This is a genomic window from Streptomyces sp. NPDC040410 (genome assembly GCF_055595715.1).
In genome coordinates this window covers 248422-267250 of the sequence record NZ_JBVIVK010000010.1, presented here as the reverse complement: position 1 = coordinate 267250, position 18829 = coordinate 248422, and the positions used below count along the sequence as shown (strand labels likewise).

The 18829-nt window shown below is 70.0% G+C and carries 19 protein-coding genes and 3 pseudogenes; 9 read left to right on the top strand and 13 right to left on the bottom strand.

Annotated features, from left to right (window positions below):
* Positions 1 to 476 precede the first annotated feature (476 nt).
* From ACZ562_RS21595 to ACZ562_RS21575, 5 genes and pseudogenes are all read left to right on the top strand, one after another.
* Entirely contained in the window at positions 477 to 668 is a 192-nt protein-coding gene (locus tag ACZ562_RS21595) for a hypothetical protein (protein WP_093723946.1), read from the top strand.
* Entirely contained in the window at positions 652 to 1176 is a 525-nt protein-coding gene (locus ACZ562_RS21590; protein WP_471181453.1) for a DUF6879 family protein, read from the top strand. The genes ACZ562_RS21595 and ACZ562_RS21590 overlap by 17 nt, the downstream gene beginning before the upstream one ends.
* Positions 1173 to 2003 (top strand): helix-turn-helix domain-containing protein, encoded by an 831-nt coding sequence (locus ACZ562_RS21585; RefSeq protein ID WP_471181450.1) that lies wholly within the window; start codon positions 1173 to 1175, stop codon positions 2001 to 2003. Before ACZ562_RS21590 ends, ACZ562_RS21585 begins: the two co-directional genes overlap by 4 nt.
* 564 nt (positions 2004 to 2567) lie before the next feature.
* Positions 2568 to 2756 (top strand): annotated as a pseudogene (locus ACZ562_RS21580) (hypothetical protein); the annotation flags it as partial.
* Positions 2747 to 3190: a tyrosine-type recombinase/integrase gene (locus ACZ562_RS21575; protein WP_471181553.1), complete on the top strand. Its 444-nt coding sequence runs from the start codon at positions 2747 to 2749 to the stop codon at positions 3188 to 3190. The pseudogene ACZ562_RS21580 and the gene ACZ562_RS21575, both read left to right, overlap by 10 nt.
* A 199-nt stretch (positions 3191 to 3389) precedes the next feature.
* Here ACZ562_RS21575 and ACZ562_RS21570 read toward each other — a convergent pair whose 3' ends face one another.
* Positions 3390 to 4547 carry an acyl-CoA dehydrogenase gene (locus ACZ562_RS21570; protein ID WP_471181447.1) on the bottom strand — a complete coding sequence of 386 codons (1158 nt, stop codon included), beginning with the start codon at positions 4545 to 4547 and terminating at the stop codon, positions 3390 to 3392.
* 190 nt (positions 4548 to 4737) lie between these two features.
* Here ACZ562_RS21570 and ACZ562_RS21565 point away from each other — a divergent pair, with 190 nt between their 5' ends.
* On the top strand, positions 4738 to 6081 hold the full coding sequence (locus tag ACZ562_RS21565; RefSeq protein ID WP_471181444.1) for a UDP-glucose dehydrogenase family protein: 1344 nt from the start codon (positions 4738 to 4740) through the stop codon (positions 6079 to 6081).
* 155 nt (positions 6082 to 6236) lie between these two features.
* Here the strand turns inward: ACZ562_RS21565 and ACZ562_RS21560 are convergent, their stop codons facing one another.
* A complete protein-coding gene (locus ACZ562_RS21560; protein ID WP_471181441.1) occupies positions 6237 to 6740 on the bottom strand; it encodes a CGNR zinc finger domain-containing protein in 504 nt (167 codons plus the stop codon).
* A 131-nt stretch (positions 6741 to 6871) separates the two neighbouring features.
* Between ACZ562_RS21560 and ACZ562_RS21555 the strand changes: the two genes are divergently transcribed.
* Positions 6872 to 7231: a VOC family protein gene (locus ACZ562_RS21555; RefSeq protein ID WP_471181438.1), complete on the top strand. Its 360-nt coding sequence runs from the start codon at positions 6872 to 6874 to the stop codon at positions 7229 to 7231.
* Between the two features lie 14 nt (positions 7232 to 7245).
* Positions 7246 to 7638 (top strand): VOC family protein, encoded by a 393-nt coding sequence (locus ACZ562_RS21550; protein WP_471181435.1) that lies wholly within the window; start codon positions 7246 to 7248, stop codon positions 7636 to 7638.
* A 124-nt stretch (positions 7639 to 7762) separates the two neighbouring features.
* Here the strand turns inward: ACZ562_RS21550 and ACZ562_RS21545 are convergent, their stop codons facing one another.
* From ACZ562_RS21545 to ACZ562_RS21530, 4 genes are all read right to left on the bottom strand, one after another.
* Positions 7763 to 8890 (bottom strand): dipeptidase, encoded by a 1128-nt coding sequence (locus ACZ562_RS21545; RefSeq protein ID WP_471181551.1) that lies wholly within the window; start codon positions 8888 to 8890, stop codon positions 7763 to 7765.
* 137 nt (positions 8891 to 9027) lie between these two features.
* Complete coding sequence (locus ACZ562_RS21540) at positions 9028 to 10212, bottom strand: dipeptidase (protein WP_471181432.1); 1185 nt, start codon at positions 10210 to 10212, stop codon at positions 9028 to 9030.
* A gap of 5 nt (positions 10213 to 10217) precedes the next feature.
* The gene (gene purE / locus ACZ562_RS21535) at positions 10218 to 10721 is read right to left on the bottom strand and encodes a 5-(carboxyamino)imidazole ribonucleotide mutase (protein ID WP_471181548.1); all 504 of its coding nucleotides are present in this window, start codon (positions 10719 to 10721) and stop codon (positions 10218 to 10220) included.
* Positions 10722 to 10741: 20 nt separating this feature from the next.
* Positions 10742 to 11893, bottom strand: a complete 1152-nt coding sequence (locus ACZ562_RS21530) for a 5-(carboxyamino)imidazole ribonucleotide synthase (RefSeq protein WP_471181429.1) — start codon at positions 11891 to 11893, stop codon at positions 10742 to 10744.
* A 210-nt stretch (positions 11894 to 12103) separates the two neighbouring features.
* Here ACZ562_RS21530 and ACZ562_RS21525 point away from each other — a divergent pair, with 210 nt between their 5' ends.
* Positions 12104 to 12607: a GtrA family protein gene (locus ACZ562_RS21525; protein WP_471181426.1), complete on the top strand. Its 504-nt coding sequence runs from the start codon at positions 12104 to 12106 to the stop codon at positions 12605 to 12607.
* Between the two features lie 26 nt (positions 12608 to 12633).
* On the opposite strand, the gene ACZ562_RS21520 is transcribed toward ACZ562_RS21525, so the two are convergent.
* The 7 genes and pseudogenes from ACZ562_RS21520 to ACZ562_RS21490 form a co-directional block, all read right to left on the bottom strand.
* Positions 12634 to 13908 carry an ATP-binding protein gene (locus tag ACZ562_RS21520; RefSeq protein WP_471181423.1) on the bottom strand — a complete coding sequence of 425 codons (1275 nt, stop codon included), beginning with the start codon at positions 13906 to 13908 and terminating at the stop codon, positions 12634 to 12636.
* Between the two features lie 209 nt (positions 13909 to 14117).
* The gene (locus ACZ562_RS21515) at positions 14118 to 14795 is read right to left on the bottom strand and encodes a response regulator transcription factor (protein ID WP_235457590.1); all 678 of its coding nucleotides are present in this window, start codon (positions 14793 to 14795) and stop codon (positions 14118 to 14120) included.
* A gap of 649 nt (positions 14796 to 15444) precedes the next feature.
* Positions 15445 to 16529 (bottom strand): annotated as a pseudogene (locus ACZ562_RS21510) (hypothetical protein).
* A complete protein-coding gene (locus ACZ562_RS21505) occupies positions 16526 to 16846 on the bottom strand; it encodes a hypothetical protein (RefSeq protein ID WP_471181420.1) in 321 nt (106 codons plus the stop codon). Before ACZ562_RS21505 ends, ACZ562_RS21510 begins: the two are co-directional and overlap by 4 nt.
* Positions 16847 to 17004: 158 nt before the next feature.
* A pseudogene (locus ACZ562_RS21500) lies at positions 17005 to 17416 on the bottom strand (LPXTG cell wall anchor domain-containing protein).
* Positions 17417 to 17620: 204 nt separating this feature from the next.
* Positions 17621 to 18127 (bottom strand): ATP-binding protein, encoded by a 507-nt coding sequence (locus ACZ562_RS21495; RefSeq protein ID WP_471181417.1) that lies wholly within the window; start codon positions 18125 to 18127, stop codon positions 17621 to 17623.
* 230 nt (positions 18128 to 18357) lie between these two features.
* The gene (locus ACZ562_RS21490; protein ID WP_471181414.1) at positions 18358 to 18744 is read right to left on the bottom strand and encodes an STAS domain-containing protein; all 387 of its coding nucleotides are present in this window, start codon (positions 18742 to 18744) and stop codon (positions 18358 to 18360) included.
* Positions 18745 to 18829 lie beyond the last annotated feature (85 nt).

Below are 18829 nucleotides of genomic sequence, written 5' to 3'. Positions count from 1 at the left end.
CGCTCGGCCCCGTCCGCCACAGGACGGACACGATGGGGAGCCGGTGGGAGGCCTCCGGCGCACGACAGCCCCCGGCCGCACGACACCGTTGGGAAATGGTGTCCGCACGCCGGGGGCTGTGTCGTCGTACGCGCCGGCCGTCGCGCTACGGCAGGTTCCGCGCCATCACGATCCGCTGGACCTGGTTCGTGCCCTCGTATATCTGCGTGCTTTACAGGTCATACGGCGTTGGCCTGCACGGACATCCCTCTTGGCAGAGCCCTCCCCAGCATTTCCCCATGATCGTCAGGGGTCCTGCCCAGGTCGGCGCCGCACTGGCGGCAGCCTCCCCGACCGGTCGGAGGAGCGGCAGGCTCCGGGGAGGTTACGCGGTTTCCCGTTCCGTCAACCGTGATCGCTTGACCCGCGCGCCCTGGCCTCGGGAGCATCAACCCAGATGCGGGGTACTGGCAGCACGGGAGAGGGAAACCCAGACCATGAAGGTCACCAAGCTGGTCAGCACGTGCGACATCACGGACTGCCCGACGATCTACGCGACGGATCGCGGCACGCTCTTGGTTCAGGGGGAGACTCCGACCGACCACGGGCTTCAGATTCCCGCTCACGAAACCCTGGTCGAGATCCCGATGGAACTGATCCAGAAGGCCATCCGTGACAACCTCATCTAGGACCCTTGGCGACCTCTTTGACACGTTCCAGCGTGAGGCGTTCCGGCTGGAAACCCTGGACGACTACAGCAAGTCTGGGAACGTCGACGCCTACCACGCGTTCCTGGCCGGGGGGCCACAGCCGGACGACTACAACTCGGGCTGGGTCGAAGAACTCCGCTCACACACCGCAAAAGGGAAACGCATCTACCGGGTTCACATTCTGCGCCGCCCACTAACGGACTATCTTAGGTTCGAACTCGGGTGGGGGTACCAAAAGAACATGTCTGGGGGTGAGGAGTTCTTCATTCTGGACGTCACCGACAGGCCGAACCCCCTACAGGGCGTACCTGACTTCTGGCTCTTCGACTCCGAGTCCGTGGCCGTGATGAACTATGACGGTGCCGGAAAGTACCTGGGCTCGGAATTCCTACCACCGGAACGAGCCGCGGAATTCGCCGGGCACCGTGACGCGGCACTCACCCATGCGGAGCCGTTCACCGAATGGTGGGCCAAGTACGGGGCGTGAACAGGGCACAGTTGGGGGCTGCGCTGCGGGCACTGCGCCAGGCATCCGGGAAGGAGGCCAAAGCAGTCGCCCGTGGCGCACTCATGTCTCCGTCCAAGCTCTCCAAGATCGAGAACGCGAAGCTGGCGCCCAGCGCGACGGACGTAGAGCGCATCCTCATCGCCATCGGCGTTTCTCCCGAGATCAAGGCCGAGTACACCGAGGCCGCTCGGTCGGCCGGCACGGAGACGACAGAGTGGCGACTGCTTAAGCGGGTTGGCGTTCACAAGGGTCAGCAGGAGGTCAAGGCCCTCGAAGCCCAGATGTCAGTACTGCAGATGTTCCAACCGGCCCTGGTTCCCGGATTGCTCCAGACGCCCGAGTACATCCGAGCGGTGCTGCAACGCCACGACCTGAGTGATGACACCCTAGCCCGCACGATCAGCGGTCGGCTGGAACGCCAAGCCATTCTCTACGACAGCTCCAGGTCACTGCGGTTCGTCATCACGGAACCCGTGCTGCGGTGGCGGATCGTCCCGCCTTCTATGATGGCCGCCCAACTGGACCGGATTGTTTCCATATCACGACTCTCCCATGTCGACATCCGCGTGGTCCCTCTGAGCATTCAGCAGCACGACATGGCGAACCACTCCTTCGCCATTCGGGACAACCGGATGGTCACCGTGGAAACGGTCCACGCTGAGGTACTCGTTACCGACCCCAGGGACGTAGATATCTACGTTAAGAAGTTCAACGGGTTCTCCCGAGTGGCGCTGTCCGGTGACGACATGCGCAGCCTGGTCGAGGGCATCCGCGACGACTTTTTGCGGGAACAGGAAACAGGCTAGAGCCACATCCGTGGCCCGCCGAAGATGGCGCCATGGAGAGCGAAGAGAGAACTTCCGATCCTGGAACCCACACGACAGCACGGACGTGCCTGTCGGAGCCACCTCGCGAGCCGTCACCCAAACCCGGTTGCGCTGACTGCCTGTCCATATCGGTAGCCCGCGAGAACGCCCGCTCCACGTTCGACTACAGCGCCGTATCCGACGCCAACGTACGGATGCGCCAGCACCACGCAGAAGCGCACGCGTCATGAGCAAGGGAACGGGCTCAAGGCTCTTCGCCGACCGCCCCCTGATGACGATGCGGGTCTCTCGCGACTCAGGGCAGACCTGGGGGCCGGAGCAAGCCGTGGCCACGACGGACGATCTTCCGCCGCTGCTCACAAGCGCTTGGCCGCCATGCGAGTGCTGGCGCTGCACGGAACGCGGCCAAGGTTCCGGACGGTGCGTGACCCTGGCCCGGATCGGCGACACGTCTGATCCTCCCCCTCCGCCAGTCGGGGCTCGGGTCCATCCCCCGTCCCTGGGCCCGTGCCCGGCTGGCACTTCTCGAAACGGGAACGACTCGTGCACCACCACGGCTATCTGTGGACCGGCCCGAAAGAGCGCTTCGACAACGAGGCTCTACGGCGGCCCCCGCATCCCGATCCACCCCCGGTCGGAAGCAAGCCGGAACTGATCCAGCGGTATCGGGAGGTCGCAGCGGAGTTCCCGAACGTCGACCTACCGCCCCTCGAAACGGCGTACTGGCTCATCACATCAAGGCTCGGGACGAAGGCGAGCCAGGGCGTACCGTCCCACTCCCGCCGAACGTCGCCTTCGAGCTTCGGCGGCACACCAAGAACCACGGCGTATGGGGGCCGGAACGGCTTCTCTTCCCCAACGTGACTCGGACCGGCTACCTCTACGCGTCGTACTTCTACCCGAAGATCTGGATGGAGGCTCTTGGCAAGGGACAGGTGAAGTACTGCAAGGCTCACTCACTCCGGCACTACTACGGGTCTCGGCTGCTGTACGCCGGAGTCCCCGAGAACGACGTGGCCGACTGGATGGGCCACAGCAGTACGGACGTGCTGAGGGAGCACTACCACTACATCTTCGAAGGGGCCGAGCAGCGCGGCCGGGCCGCCATCGCAACGATGCTGACGCCCGGCGCCGACGACCCTACGGAGGCGTCAGAGGTCGCCTGATCCACATACGACAACAGCCCCCGGCGTGACGCCGGGGGCTGCGTTGTTTGTGCAGGTCAGTGGACATTTCCAGCCCGGCATCCGCCCAGGATTCCCCCAGCATGACGCCCAGGAACGGTCCTGATCAGGCCGCAACAGACAGAAAGCCCAGGATGCCTCGGCGATCCCACGAAACCACCTTTGACCTGCAAAAACCCTGCTAGGGGAGGTTCCTCGCCATGACGATCCGCTGGACCTGGTTCGTGCCCTCGTATATCTGCGTGATCTTCGCGTCGCGCATCATCCGCTCGACCGGGTAGTCACGGGTGTAGCCGTAGCCGCCCAGCAGCTGCACCGCGTCCGTCGTGACCTCCATCGCCACGTCCGACGCGAAGCACTTCGCGGCAGCGCCCTGGAAGGTGAGGTCGCTGTCGCCGCGCTCGGACTTGGCGGCCGCGGCGTACGTCAGCTGGCGGGCGGCCTCGATCTTCATGGCCATGTCGGCGAGCATGAACTGGATGCCCTGGAAGTCGGCGATCGGCTTGCCGAACTGCTTGCGCTCGCGGACGTAGCCCTTGGCGTAGTCGAGGGCGCCCTGGGCGACGCCCAGCGCCTGGGCGGCGATCGTGATGCGGGTGTGGTCCAGGGTCTGCATCGCCGTGGCGAAGCCGGTGCCCTCCTCGCCGATCATGCGGTCCGCGGGGATGCGGACGTTGTCGAGGTAGACCTCGCGGGTCGGGGAGCCCTTGATGCCGAGCTTCTTCTCGGGGGCGCCGAAGGAGACGCCCTCGTCCGACTTCTCGACGACGAAGGCGGAGATGCCCTTGCTGCGCTTGTCGGGGTCCGTGACCGCCATCACCGTGTAGTACTCGGAGACGCCCGCGTTGGTGATCCAGCGCTTCACACCGTTGAGGACGTAGTGGTCGCCGTCGCGGACCGCCTTCGTCTTCATGCCCGCCGCGTCCGAGCCCGCGTCCGGCTCGGAGAGGCAGTACGAGAACATCGCCTCGCCCTTGGCCAGCGGGGCCAGGTACCGCTTCTTCAGATCGTCCGAGCCGGAGAGGATCACCGGGAGCGAGCCCAGCTTGTTCACCGCGGGGATCAGGGACGAGGACACGCAGACGCGCGCGACCTCCTCGATCACGATCACCGTGGCCAGCGCGTCGGCGCCCGCGCCGCCGTACTCCTCGGGTACGTGGACGGCGTGCAGGTCGCCTGCGACAAGGGCGTCGAGAGCCTCCTGCGGGAAGCGGGCTTCCTCGTCCACCGCGGCGGCGTACGGCGAGATCTTCGCCTCGGCCAGCGAACGGACGGCGTCACGGAGCATGTCGTGCTCCTCCGACGGGCGGTACAGGTCGAAGTCAGCCGATCCGGCCAAGGTCTCTCACGCTCCAAAGACGCTGCGATGCTGGCGCTAATTACCGTTAAGTAACACAAATTCTAGGGGCCACCCACGCGAGTGAATACGTGAGCTTGGCGACAGCTGCAAACCTGCCCACCGAGGGGCGCGGCCACGCCCCGACTATGCTCAGGCAGCGCACCGCACGACGTCCCTTTCTGGAGCACCCATGAGCCTCAAGATCACCGTGATCGGCACCGGCTACCTCGGCGCGACGCACGCCGCGGCCATGGCCGAGCTCGGTTTCGAGGTGCTGGGACTGGATGTCGTGCCCGAGAAGATCGAGATGCTGCAGCGGGGCCAGGTCCCCATGTACGAGCCCGGTCTCGAGGACCTCCTGCGCAAGCACGTGGCCGGCATCGAGGGGTCCAGCGGGCGGTTGCGGTTCACCATGGACTGGGCCGAGATCGGGGAGTTCGGCGAGGTCCACTTCGTCTGTGTGAACACTCCGCAGCGGCACGGCGAGTACGCCTGCGACATGTCGTACGTCGACTCCGCCATCGCCTCCCTCGCGCCCCACCTGAGGGGCCCCGCACTCGTGGTCGGCAAGTCCACCGTCCCCGTGGGCTCCGCCGACCGCCTGGCCTCCTACCTCGTCGAGCACGCGCCGGCCGGCGGGGACGCCGAACTCGCCTGGAACCCGGAGTTCCTGCGCGAGGGCTTCGCCGTCCAGGACACGCTGCACCCCGACCGGATCGTGGTCGGCGTACGCAGCGAGCGGGCCGAGAAGCTGCTGCGGGACGTGTACGCGACGCCGGTGGGCCAGGGCACGCCGTTCGTCGTCACCGACTTCCCTACCGCGGAACTGGTGAAGACCTCGGCGAACTCCTTCCTCGCCACCAAGATCTCCTTCATCAACGCCATGGCCGAGGTGTGCGAGGCCGCGAACGGCGACGTGGCGAAGCTGGCGGAGGCGATCGGCTACGACGACCGGATCGGGAAGAAGTTCCTGCGGGCCGGGATCGGGTTCGGCGGCGGCTGTCTGCCGAAGGACATCCGGGCCTTCATGGCGCGCGCCGGCGAGCTCGGCGCCGACCAGGCGCTGACCTTCCTGCGCGAGATCGACTCGATCAACATGCGCCAGCGCGGCCAGATGGTGGAACTGGCCCGGGACATACTGGGCGGCGGGCCGTTCCTCGGCAAGCGGGTGGCGGTGCTCGGCGCCACCTTCAAGCCCGACTCGGACGACGTCCGCGACTCCCCCGCGCTCAACGTCGCCGGGCAGATTCATCTGCAGGGCGGGCAGGTCACGGTCTACGACCCCAAGGGCATGGACAACGCCCGCAGGCTCTTCCCGACGCTCGGCTACGCCGACTCCGCGGTCGAGGCCGTGCGGGGCGCCGACGTCGTACTGCACCTGACCGAATGGCGGGAGTTCCGCGAACTGGACCCGGCGACGCTGGGCGACGTCGTGGCGGCCCGCGTCATCCTCGACGGGCGCAACGCCCTCGACCCGGAGGTGTGGCGGCGGGCCGGCTGGACGTACCGCGCGATGGGGCGTCCGACCGCCTGAGGGCCGTCTCGCGATCGTGACGGGCGGGCGTCATGCCCGTCTCGTCCCGCTCTCATCGGAAGCGGTTCCCGAAGCGTGGCGGAGATATGGAGAATGGGGTGGGTGCCGCTCCGGCCGGCTGAGCCCCGGCCGGAGCGGCGCTCGCCTCTGCCGGGTCAGTCCTTCGCCCGGTACCGCCGCATCTTGGCGCGTGCACCGCACACCTGCATCGAGCACCAGCGGCCGCGCCCGGCCGGGCTGCGGTCGTAGTACGCCCAGTGACACGTCACGGCCTCGCAGGCCTTCAGCCGGATCCAGGTGCCCGCGACCAGGGCTCCGGCGACGGACGCCGCGACGCGGGAGGTCAGCGGGCGGCCGTCGGCGGGGGCGAGCAGCGCGGAGCCGTCCTGTACGTCGACCGACACGATCAGCGGCGCCCCTGCCAGCAGCTCCCCCAGCGGGGTCACCTCGCGGTGCGGCGGGTGGCCGGCGTGGGCGAGCAGCACCGCGCGCAGTGACTCGCGCAGTTCGCGGGCCGCCGGCAGGTCGTCCTCCGTGAGCCCGAAACGCGCCCGGCCGTCCGCCGTGTCGAGCGAGTCGGCGCCCGACTCGATGTCCAGCGTGTTCACCAGGGACTCGACCAGAGCCAGGCCTCCCGGCGCGGGCGATCTCTCACTCATGGCTGCACGCTACCTCCCCGCTCCCCTTGCGACGTTACCTCCAATGGGGGAGCATTCAGTAACTGTTACTGGTTACTCTTCTCTTCGGGTAACCAAAGTGGTGACCCATCACATCGACGGAGGAGAAAGTCATGGCTCTCGCCAAACTGGGCGTCGTCGTCCTGGACTGCCCCGACCCCCGCGCACTCGCCGCTTTCTACGCCGAGGTGGTGGGCGGCACCGTCGAGGGCGAGGAGGGCTGGGTGGACCTGAAGGTGCCCGGCGGACAGCCGCTTGCGTTCCAGGCCGCCCCCGGGTTCGTGCCGCCGAAGTGGCCCGCGTCCGACGCCTCGCAGCAGTTCCACCTGGACCTGGTGGTCGACGACCTGGACGCGGCAGAGAAGGGAGTGCTCGCGCTCGGCGCGAAGCCGCTGGACGCGGAGGACCGCTCGCGCGGCTGGCGGGTTTACGCGGACCCGGCGGGGCACCCGTTCTGTCTCTGCGCCTGCTGAGCCGGGAGGATCCCATGGCACCCGTGGCACACCTGCGTTCCGTCGTCGTCGACTGTCCCGACCCGCACGCGCTCGCCGCTTTCTACGCCGAGGTCGGCGGCGGCACGCCCCGGGCCGAGGACGACGACTGGGTGGTGCTCCAGGTGCCCGGCGGACCACGGCTCGCCTTCCAGCGGGCGCCCGGTCTCACCCCGCCCGAGTGGCCGCGGGCCGACCGGAACTCGCAGCAGTTCCACCTCGACTTCGACGCCGGGTCCACCTGGGAGGAGATGGACGCGGCGCACGAGAGGGTGCTGGCGCTGGGGGCGCGGCCGCTGGACCTGGAGGACCGGCAGAAGAAGGACTTCCAGGTGTACGCAGATCCGGCGGGCCATCCGTTCTGCCTCTGCCGGATCGAGGGCGCCTGACCGCACGAGCCTGAGCGAACGCGCCTGACCGACCACGATTGATGACCACGACGGACCGACCACGACCGGTCAACGCGCTTGATCGACCACCCCGGACCGAACACGACTGACCGACCGCGCCCGACTACCCGTCCAGGTCGGCGATTCTCGCCGTGGACGGCTCGCGCCGCAGTTGTGCGGCCTTGGCCGTGAAGTCGGCGCCGCGCAGGACCCGCTGGACGTTGCCCCAGGTGAGCAGGGCGAGGTCCGGCTCGGTCCAGCCGCGGCGGAGCAGCTCGGCGACGAGGTGCGGGTAACAGGAGGCGTCGGGGAGCTCCTGCGGGTGGGCGGTGCCGGCGTCGTACGTGCCCGACAGGCCGACGGACTCCGGGCCGGCGACCGCGCGGACGTGGTCGAGGTGGTCGGCGACGTCCCGGACGGTCGGACCGGTCTGCTCGGCGGTCAGCGGCACCATGCACAGGCCCTTCGCGGCGCCCAGCTCGGCGAGCAGGTCGTCGGGGAGGTTGGCCGGGTGGGGACGCAGGGCACGGGCGGCGGAGCGGGTACACAGCACGGGCGCCTTGGACGCGGCGACGGCGCGGCGGACCGTCTCCTCGGAGGCGCCCGAGAGGTCGGGGATCACACCGAGGCGGTTCATCTCCCGCAGGACCTCCTCGCCGAACCGGGTCAGCCCGGCCTCGCTCGCCCAGGACGCCCCCGACAGCGTCAGGACGCGCAGGTCGAGCAGGTGCAAAGAGCGCAGGATGCCCAGCGAGTCGCCGAGGGCGGCGGCCGAGGCGGGACCGAGCAGAACGGCGATGCGGCCGCAGTTGCGGGCGTCCGCGGTCTCTCCGGCCGTACGGGCGAGGCGCAGTCCTTCAGGGTGGGTGCGCGCCACCGTCCTCACCAGGTCGAGCTGTTCCAGGGTGGCCCCGACGGCCCGGTCGCCGTGCAGGCCCTCGGGCAGGTGAAGCGACCAGAACAGCGCGCCCACATGGCCCTCACGCAGCCGCGGGATGTCAGTGTCGACGGCGCTCTCGCCGAGCTCCAGGTCGAACCAGGGCAGGTGCCGCAGCGCCCACGGCAGCCCGCTGTAGCCGTCGGCGACGGGATGGGCGGAGAGGACGGCACGGGCCCGCTCCAGCCAGGCGGTGTCAGGGCCGGAGACAGAAGGGGGGAGCCGCGCCGCGGACGGTTCCGGGAGGGGCTCCGTCAGGTCGTCGAGCGCGCCGGCCTCCGGGCTGATGTGCAGTTCGTCCTGGAGGTCTGCCATGGACATGGTGAGCTACGTCGTGATCGTCCTGATGCAGTACGGTCACCGTCGCACGGGGCCGAGGGGGCTTCCTGGTGGGTGGGGCGTTCGGGGGTAATACGGCACCCCGGTCCGGCGAGCCCCGTCCGGCGAGCAGATCAGCCGTCGAGGGACTCGACCGTCGCGTTGGACGGCCCGCGGGTGGACTTGAGGCCGCGGGCCACGTCCTCGGCGGCGCCCAGCACCCGTACGGCGTTCTGCCAGGTCAGCTTGGCGAGGTCGGCCCTGGACCAGCCGCGGTCCAGCAGCTCCGCGATCAGGTTGGGGTAGCCCGAGACGTCGTTCAGTCCGTCCGGGGTGAAGGCGGTGCCGTCGTAGTCGCCGCCGATGCCGAGGTGGTCGATGCCGGCGGCCTCGCGCATGTGGTCGAGATGGTCGGCGACGGTGGACACGGTGGCGACCGGGCGCGGGTTCTGCTCCTCGAACGCGCGGTGGACCTTCATCGCCTCGGGGGTGGTGGCGAGGTGGTGGAAGCCGTGGGCGCGCATGTTCTCGTCGGCCTCTGCCGTCCAGTCGACCGCCGCCTGGAGCACGAACTTCGGTACGAACGTCACCATCGCCATGCCGCCGTTGGCGGGCAGCCGCTCCAGGACGTCGTCCGGGATGTTGCGCGGGTGGTCGCAGACGGCTCTCGACGACGAGTGGGAGAAGATCACCGGCGCGGCCGTGGTGTCCAGCGCGTCGCGCATCGTCGTCGCCGCGACGTGCGAGAGGTCGACGAGCATGCCCTCGCGGTTCATCTCGCGGACGACCTCACGGCCGAAGGCCGACAGGCCGCCGACGCGGGGCTCGTCCGTCGCCGAGTCCGCCCACGCCACGTTGTCGTTGTGGGTGAGCGTCAGATAGCGGACGCCGAGCGCGTACAACGCGCGCAGTGTGGCGAGGGAGTCGGCGATCGAGTGGCCGCCCTCCGCACCCATCAGCGAGGCGATACGGCCCTCCGCGCGCGCCGCCTCCATGTCAGCGGCCGTCAGGGCGGGCGTGAGGTCCCTCGGGTGGCGGGCGAGCAGCTGCCGTACGCAGTCGATCTGTTCGAGCGTGGCCGGGACGGCGTCGGGCAGGTCCGAGCGCACGTACACCGACCAGTACTGCGCGCCGACGCCGCCCTCGCGCAGCCGGGGGATGTCGGTGTGCAGATGGGCGTCCTGGCGCCCGCCGATGTCGCGGGCGTCGAGGTCGTAGCGGACCTGTTCGCGCAGCGCCCAGGGGAGGTCGTTGTGCCCGTCGACGACCGGGAACTCCCGCAGGAGTTCCCGGGCCGCCGCCAACGACGGGGAGGTCATCGCCGTCACTTCCCCGACCCGAAGCCGAAGCCGTTGCTTCCCTCGGCCTTGGCGCGCAGGCGCTTGCCCTTCTCGGTCGCCTGGTCGTTGAGATCCTGCTGGAACTCCCGCATACGGCCGAGGAGTTCCTCGTCGTGGGCGGCGAGGATGCGGGCCGCGAGCAGGCCCGCGTTGCGCGCGCCGGCGACCGAGACGGTGGCGACCGGCACACCGGCCGGCATCTGCACGATCGACAGCAGGGAGTCCATGCCGTCCAGGTACTTCAGCGGCACCGGCACGCCGACGACCGGCAGTGGGGTGACCGAGGCGAGCATGCCGGGCAGGTGGGCGGCGCCGCCCGCACCCGCGATGATCACCTTGAGCCCGCGCTCCGCGGCCTGCTCGCCGTACGTGATCATCTCGCGCGGCATGCGGTGCGCGGAGACGACGTCGACCTCGTACTCGATCTCGAACTCGTCGAGGGCCTGAGCGGCGGCCTCCATGACGGGCCAGTCGGAGTCCGAACCCATGACGATGCCAACAACGGGGCTCATTCGGTGATCGTCCCTCTCAGGTAGCCGGCAGCGTGACGTGCGCGCTCGAGGACGTCGTCCAGGTCGTCGCCGTAGGTGTTGACGTGGCCCACCTTGCGTCCGGGCTTCACGTCCTTGCCGTACATGTGGATCTTCAGCTGGGGGTCGCGGGCCATGCAGTGCAGGTACGCGGAGTACATGTCGGGGTAGTCGCCGCCCAGCACGTTGACCATGACCGTCCACTTCGCGCGCGGGCGGGGGTCGCCGAGCGGCAGGTCGAGGACGGCCCGGACGTGGTTGGCGAACTGGGACGTGATCGCGCCGTCCTGGGTCCAGTGGCCCGAGTTGTGCGGGCGCATCGCGAGCTCGTTGACGAGGACACCGGAAGTCCCGTCGTCGTTGCGGGTCTCGAACAGCTCGACGGCGAGGTGGCCGACGACGCCGAGTTCCTTGGCGATGCGCAGCGCCATCTCCTCGGCGCGCAGGGCGAGGTCCTCGTCGAGGCCGGGCGCGGGCGCGATCACGGTGTCACAGACGCCGTTCACCTGCTGGGACTCGACGACCGGATAGGCCACGGCCTGGCCGTGCGGCGACCGTACGACATTGGCGGCCAGCTCCCGGACGTAGTCGACCTTCTCCTCCGCGAGCACGGGGACACCGGCGCGGAAGGGGTCGGCTGCCTCCTCTACGCAGTCCACGACCCACACGCCCTTGCCGTCGTAGCCGCCGCGGACGGTCTTGAGGACGACCGGGAAGCCGTCCCCCTCGGCGGCGAAAGCCGCCACGTCCGCCGGATCGCTCACGATCCGGTGGCGCGGACACGGCACGCCGATCGCGTCGAGCTTCGCCCGCATCACGCCCTTGTCCTGGGCGTGCACGAGCGCGTCGGGGCCGGGGCGCACGGGGATGCCGTCCGCCTCCAGGGCCCGGAGGTGCTCGGTGGGGACGTGCTCGTGATCGAAGGTGATCACGTCGCAGCCCTTCGCGAACGCGCGCAGCGTGCCGAGGTCGCGGTAGTCGCCGATGACGACATCGCTCACGACCTGCGCCGCGGAATCCTGAGGGGTGTCACTGAGGAGCTTGAATCTGATGCCGAGCGGGATGCCCGCCTCGTGTGTCATACGAGCGAGCTGCCCCCCGCCGACCATGCCGACTACCGGGAACGTCACGCCCCTAGGGTATCGGCCGCGCCACGGCGTCCGGTTTCCGCTCCTGCTTCCCGCTCTTTATCCCGCCCATTTCCCGCCCATTTCCCGCCCCTGTCCCGCCCCTGTCCCGCCCTGTTCCCCAACCTGTGAGCTCGTCCACAGGCGATTGCCAAGGGGGTTGGTTAGCATGGCTTGGTTGACGAAACCGACCGACTGGGGGCCTGTACGACCATGGGACGTGGTTCCTCAGGGGTGCGCAGGCTGGTGCACGAGGTCGCCAAGTTCGGCGCGGTGGGCGGGGCCGGTGTCCTGGTCAACCTCCTCGTGTTCAACCTGGTACGGCATGTGACCGACCTCCAGGTGGTGCGGGCGAGTGTCATCGCAACGGTCGTCGCCATCGCCTTCAACTACGTCGGGTTCCGCTACTTCACCTACCGTGAGCGCGACAAGAGCGGGCGCACGAAGGAACTCACGCTGTTCCTGCTGTTCAGCGCGGTCGGGCTGGTGATCGAGAACGGCGTGCTCTATGCGGCCACGTACGGATTCGACTGGGACAGCCCACTGCAGAGCAACATCTTCAAGTTCGTCGGCATCGGCATCGCGACGCTGTTCCGGTTCTGGTCGTACCGCACCTGGGTGTTCCGCGCGCTGCCCGTCAAGGAGGCGGTGGCGAGCGCGGAATCGTTCCTGGAGACGGCGGCGAAAAAGCCGCGCCCCAAGCAGCGCGTGAGCTGACCCGCCGGCCCCCGGGGGCGCTTCGGTCATCGGACCGTCGGCTCGTCGTCCGACGCGGTCGGCTTCTTCAGCGGCGTACGCGACAGGAACAGCCCGAACACCGGCGGCAGCGTCTGCAGCATCTCCAGCCGTCCCCCGTCCGCCTCCGCGAGGTCCCGCGCCACCGCCAGCCCGATGCCCGTCGAGTTGCGCCCGCTGATGGTCCGCTCAAAGATCCGCGCCCCCAGATCGGCGGGGACGCCCGGACCCTCGTCGGTGACCTCGATGACGGCCTGGTTGCCCGTGACACGGGTGCGCAGCGCCACCGTGCCGCCGCCGTGCATGAGGGAGTTCTCGATCAGTGCCGCCAGCACCTGGGCGACCGCGCCCGGCGTGCCCACCGCCTGCAGGTGCCGCTTGCCGGAACTGACGATCGCGCGGCCGACACTGCGGTAGGCGGGGCGCCACTCGGCGAGCTGCTGCTGGATGACCTCGTCGAGGTCGAAGGAGACGGCGGAGCCGATGCGGGGGTCGCGGGAGTTGGTCAGCAGCCGCTCCACGACATCCGTCAGCCGTTCCACCTGGGCCAGCGCGACGTTGGCCTCTTCCTTGACCGTGTCCGGGTCGTCGGTGACGGTGATCTCCTCAAGCCGCATGGACAGCGCCGTGAGCGGTGTCCGCAGCTGGTGGGAGGCGTCGGCGGCGAGACGGCGTTCCGCGGTCAGCATGCGGGCGATGCGCTCGGCGGAGGAATCGAGGACGTCGGCGACCCGGTCCAGCTCGGGGACGCCGTACCGCTTGTGACGGGGGCGCGGGTCGCCCGAGCCCAGGCGTTCGGCGGTCTCCGCCAGGTCGGTGAGCGGGGAGGCGAGGCGGTTGGCCTGGCGGATCGCCAGCAGCACCGCGGCGACCACGGCGAGCAGTGCGACCAAGCCGATGATCAGCAGCGTGCGGCCGACCTCGCGGGTCACGGAGGAGCGGGGCTCCTCGACGGTGACCGTCTCGCCCTTCTCCCCCTCGGCCTCGCCGCTGATGACGTCGCCCGTCGGCTGGGTGCCGACCTCGATGACGCGCTCCCCGGGGATCCGGATCACGGCGTAGCGGTCCTGCGCGACCTGGTCCCGCAGGATGTCCGCGTCGACGGCCTCCGAGCTGAGCAGCCGGCTGTCCACGATGCTGGCCAGCCGCTGCGCCTCGGAGTCGACGCGTTCCTGGGCGCTGTTGCTGATCGTCCGGGTCTCGACGATGACGAGGGAGACGCCGAAGACGGCGATCACGACGAGGACGACCGCGAGGGTGGACTGAATGAGACGACGACGCACGGGGCCCTCCGGGCGATGGCTTTACGACGACCAGTGTGCCGCGTGCACGGCTGCAGTCCGCCGCGGGGCGGTGCCCCGCAAGGGGCGCTGGGCGGTGTCAGGTGGGGGTCCGCCGCGTGAGCGCGACCGGCCACGGACTACCCGGTCGCGCACCCGGCACAAGCCACCCCATCCTTGGGCGGGTAGTCGGCCAAGCCCCGGCGCTGCGTTCAGCTCTTCTCGAACCGGAACCCCACGCCCCGCACGGTCGCGATGTACCGCGGGTTCGCCGCGTCGTCGCCGAGCTTCTTGCGCAGCCACGAGATGTGCATGTCGAGCGTCTTGGTCGACGACCACCACGTCGTGTCCCAGACCTCGCGCATCAGCTGGTCCCGTGTGACGACCCGCCCGGCATCCCGCACGAGAACCCGCAGCAGGTCGAACTCCTTGGCGGTGAGCTGGAGCTCCTCCTCGCCCATCCAGGCGCGGTGCGACTCGACGTCGATGCGCACGCCGTGGGTGGCCGGCGGCTGCTGCGGCTCCGCGGCGCCGCGCCGCAGCAGGGCCCGGACGCGGGCGAGCAGCTCGGCGAGCCGGAAGGGCTTGGTGACGTAGTCGTCGGCACCCGCGTCGAGGCCGACGACGGTGTCCACCTCGTCGGCGCGCGCGGTCAGGATGAGGATCGGGACGGTGTGCCCCTCGGCGCGCAGCCGCCGGGCGACCTCCAGGCCGTCCATGCCGGGCAGGCCGAGGTCCAGCACGACCAGGTCGACGCCGCCCTGCATTCCGGCGTCGAGTGCGGTGGGGCCGTCCTCGCGCACCTCGACCTCGTACCCTTCCCGGCGCAGTGCGCGGGCCAGCGGCTCCGAGATGGACGCGTCGTCCTCGGCGAGCAGTACACGGGTCATGAGGTGATGGTAGACCGCCCATGACAAGAGCCGGGGTGTGATCGGCGGCGGTGATTCTTACCATTGGACATACCTATGACTTTGGGGTGCGATCCTGGCAGTGGCCTTTGAAACGCCCCTACGGTTCCACCGGCACCTGTGATTCGGGTCTCAGGTCCTTCCATTTCCAACCCTGTCCTGCCGCATGGTGAATCTGTGCCTGTGGCACCGCGGGGACCTTTGGCGGCATTTGACGCCGAAGGTCTCTTTTGCGTGCTGGCCGGTTCTCGCCGGCCCTGGAAGGAATGACCTGTGGCCGGGCCTCACAGCGCGTCGACGCGCGCTGAGGCGTGGATCCCAGCGACCGCCGTCCGCCGCCCCGCGACCCGGGGCGGCGGTCCCGTGGGCGTGGGGTGGACGCCGGGTTCCGCCGGTGCCGGCCCCCCACCGGGCGCGCTCCCGCTCTGGGAGCGCGTCACATGGGCCGCTTCCTGGTGGGGCCGCAGGGCTCGTCGGGCTGTCGTCGTGCGGTGCGGAGAGCCGGCCGGCCCTGCCCGGGTCGGAGTCCGGGGTGAACCACGTGAGGGCCGTGGCGGCGGGAGGTTCCTGGGCGGGGACGGGCAACCCCGGCAGACGGAAGGCCAGTGCCGCGTCAGCCAAGGTCTGCCCGTCAGGGAGCGGCGTCCGGCGTCCGGTGCGTGCTCCCGGCGTGCCGGCCGGAAGTCCTCGTACTGGACGTACTCGGACTCTCGGCGGGTGCGGCGGGTGGGGGCACCTCCCACACCCTTGAGGCAGTGGGGGAGCGGGCCGGGCGTCGCGACGGGGCGAACCCTGGCTGACGCGCCACTGGTTCGGGCAGGCGCAGCCCGCGGTGGCGGACACCGCCCGGTCGGCGCGGCCGTACCCGTCCACCACGTCCATCCCGGTGCGGAACAGCGTGGCCGGGACCACCAGGCAGACCAGGATCCAGAACAGCGTGACGCCCCAGGGCCTGCCCACGCCCCACTGCTGCTCGGCGAGGACCTTGCCGCCGTACTTCAGCGAGACGGTGTAGTCGCCGTGCGCCCCGGCCGACAGTGCGACCGGGAGCCTGATCTGCGCCTTCTCGCGGGGCTCGAGCGTGCCGCGCCACTGCTGCTCCTCCCACTGCGGGGCGAACACTCCGTGGGAGGAACCCACTTGGAAGACGGGGTTCCTGACGGCCGAGGTGCCGACGTTGCCGACGGTGAAGACGAGGGTGCGCGCGGGCGGCGCCCCGAACCAGGTGAGCAGGCCGCTCGACCCGTCGAGCCGGGTGTCCGTGAGGACGGACAGACGGCCGCCCGCAGGTTCCGCGGGCAGCGGTTCGACCGCGTGCCCGGCCACCCGGAAGACCGCGTCCGCCTCCGCCTCGGCCCCGGTCGCCGTGGCCGCGTGCACCACGCACGGGCACGGCACCGGCGGTTCGGCGACCGGCAGCTTCCCGCTGAAACGGCCCTGGGCATCCGTGGTGACGGCCCGGCCGTCCGCGTTGGCGCAGGAGTTGGTGCCGCCGACGACACTCCGCGAAGGCGCGGACTGCCCGCAGATCAGCAGCATCGGCAGGGTGTGCGGCCGCCAGCCGCTGCCGGTGACCGTGACCGAACCCCCCGTTCCCGCCTGCGGCTTGGACAGCCGGACGCTCGGCCCGCCGGAGGCCGTGGCCGTGCCCGCGAGGGGCAGCAGAAGCAGGCCGAGCACCGCCGCCAGCGCCGTGATCCGCACCTTGCCGCTCACGTCACCGCTCCCGTCAACTCGACTCCGGTACGGTGGTGTTCGGACCCTTCGCCGTCATCGGACGTACGGCGCCCACGCTGTCGTACGACGGCCAGGGCACCGGGCACGGCCACCGCACCCCCGGCCCCCGCACCCCACGGCACGAACCGCGCCGACGCCCCGGCCGTGCCGCGCGCTCCGCCCGCCGCGGTCACCGTCAACCGCACGTCGACCGGGTGCAGGGCGGGCCGGCCGGGCCAGGGCTCGGTGAGCCGCAGACAGCGTCCCGGCGGCAGTTGGACGGGCAGGGTGCGCGGGGCGCGGGCCGGTGAAGGCATGGCGGCTCCGGCGTCGTACGGACGTGAGGGTCGTACGGACGTGGCGGGTCGTACGTCGTACGGCCGTGGCCGTGGCCGTGGCCGTAGCCGTGTACGGTCATGGCGGACCATGGCGGGTGGTGCGGTCTGACGGTCGCGGGAGTCGTACTGACCCGCGGTCAGCGGCGCAGCCGCGCCGTCTGGTTCCTCCGCGTCAGCCAGAGCACGCCCGCCGCGCCCGAGAGCAGCACCGTGCCGCCCAGGGTGCCGAGGGCGATCGCCGAGTCCTCGGGGCCGGTCTGCGGGAGTTCGGTGCCGGAGCCGCTGCCGCTCTGGGAGGTGCCCGAGGAACCTCCGGCCGCCGCTGTCACGTCCAGGGTCAGCGACGGTCCCGGGTTGTTCGACGGCGTGCAGGACCTTGATGTCGATGGGCGAGACGGCGCTCTTGCCGCCGATCGGCGTCTTGCACCGGTAGTTGACGTCGACGACCTCGGCATGGGCCGCGGGAGCGGCCATCAGCACCGCCGAGCCGGCCAGGGCCGCGGCGGACGCGAGTGCGGCGGTTCGTTTGTGGTACGTCCGGTTCGACACGGTCCCCTCATTCCTGACGGCACATCAGATCGGGCCGTCAAGGTACGCCCGGGGCCTTGCGGACGGAAGACACAGCGCGCGCCGGATCTGTGGTGATCCGGCGCGCGCGAGGTGACGTACACAGAAGGGTTCGAACCGCGGGTAACCCTCTAATCGGACGGCTGCGGCGGGGCAGGTGACTCCCACGGGCCGGCCGGGTGCCCCTCAGGCAGGAGCGCCCAGTTCCGCCCACACGGTCTTTCCCGCGACCCCGGGGGCCCGGACGACACCCCAGTCCAGGCACAGCCGCTGCACGATGAACATCCCGTGACCGCCGGGGCGGCCGGCGCGGTGCGGCGTGCGGGGGGCCGGCTGGCCCGTGCCCTTGTCGGAGATCTCGATCCGGATCACCTTGTTGTCGCAGGAGATCCACAGCTCGTCCGGGCCCTCGGCGTGCAGGCAGGCGTTGGTGACCAGCTCGGAGACGACCAGCAGCACGTCCTCGGCGGCGGCCCGCCGGTCGGCTGTGGCGGCGGGCAGCCAGCCCCACGCGTACAGCGCCTGGCGGGCGAAGTCGCGGGCGAGCGGGACGACGCCGCTCTCCCCGTCGAAGCTCAGTCTGCGGATGTGCTGACCCCCCGACGACACAGTCGCGCCCCCCTCGGACGCCCCGGAAGCGCCGCTGGGCTCCGGGCCGCGGTCGCCCGGCGGGTAAGGCCGGGTGGTGCTCATCAGCGCTTCACCTCACCGATTCACCGGTTCACAATTCAAAAGTCACTTGTTCAAGTCTCTGCGTTGTCAGTACGACAGTCAGCAGTAGGGCATTCAGTACGGCATTCAGTACGGAGGTCTCCTGCCCGACCGGACCGGCAGAACACCCCCTATTCGGCACGAAACGCGTGACGCCTGAAAACCGCCGGTCACAGGGGTGCGCCGGGACACGGTCCGCGAGCCGGTCCGGCTCAGTCGTCTCCGCCCGAGTCGTCGGCGAGGGCGGCTTCGAGGCTGTCATGGACAGTGAAGACCGCTTCGGCCCCCGTGATCTCGAAGACGCGCGCGACCACGGGCAGCATTCCCGCGAGATGCACCCCGCCCCCGGCCGCCTCCGCCTTCAGCCGCGCGCCGAGCAGCACGTTGAGCCCGGTGGAGTCGCAGAACTCCAGGCGCGAGCAGTCGACCACCAGTCGGCTGAGTCCTTTGGCGAGGCAGTCCTCGAGTGGCTCACGCAACAACTCGGCGGTGTGGTGATCCAACTCACCCGCCGGGGTCACGACGGCACTGGAGCCCTCTTCCCGAACCTCAACCAGAAGCCGACCCGACTGTGCGCTGCCGACCGTCCCGCGGTCCATGCCTTGTCTCTCCCGACGTCGTGGCTGCTGACTGACGCCCTCGAACACTACGCCTTCTCCACATTCCCCGACACCCGAATAATCC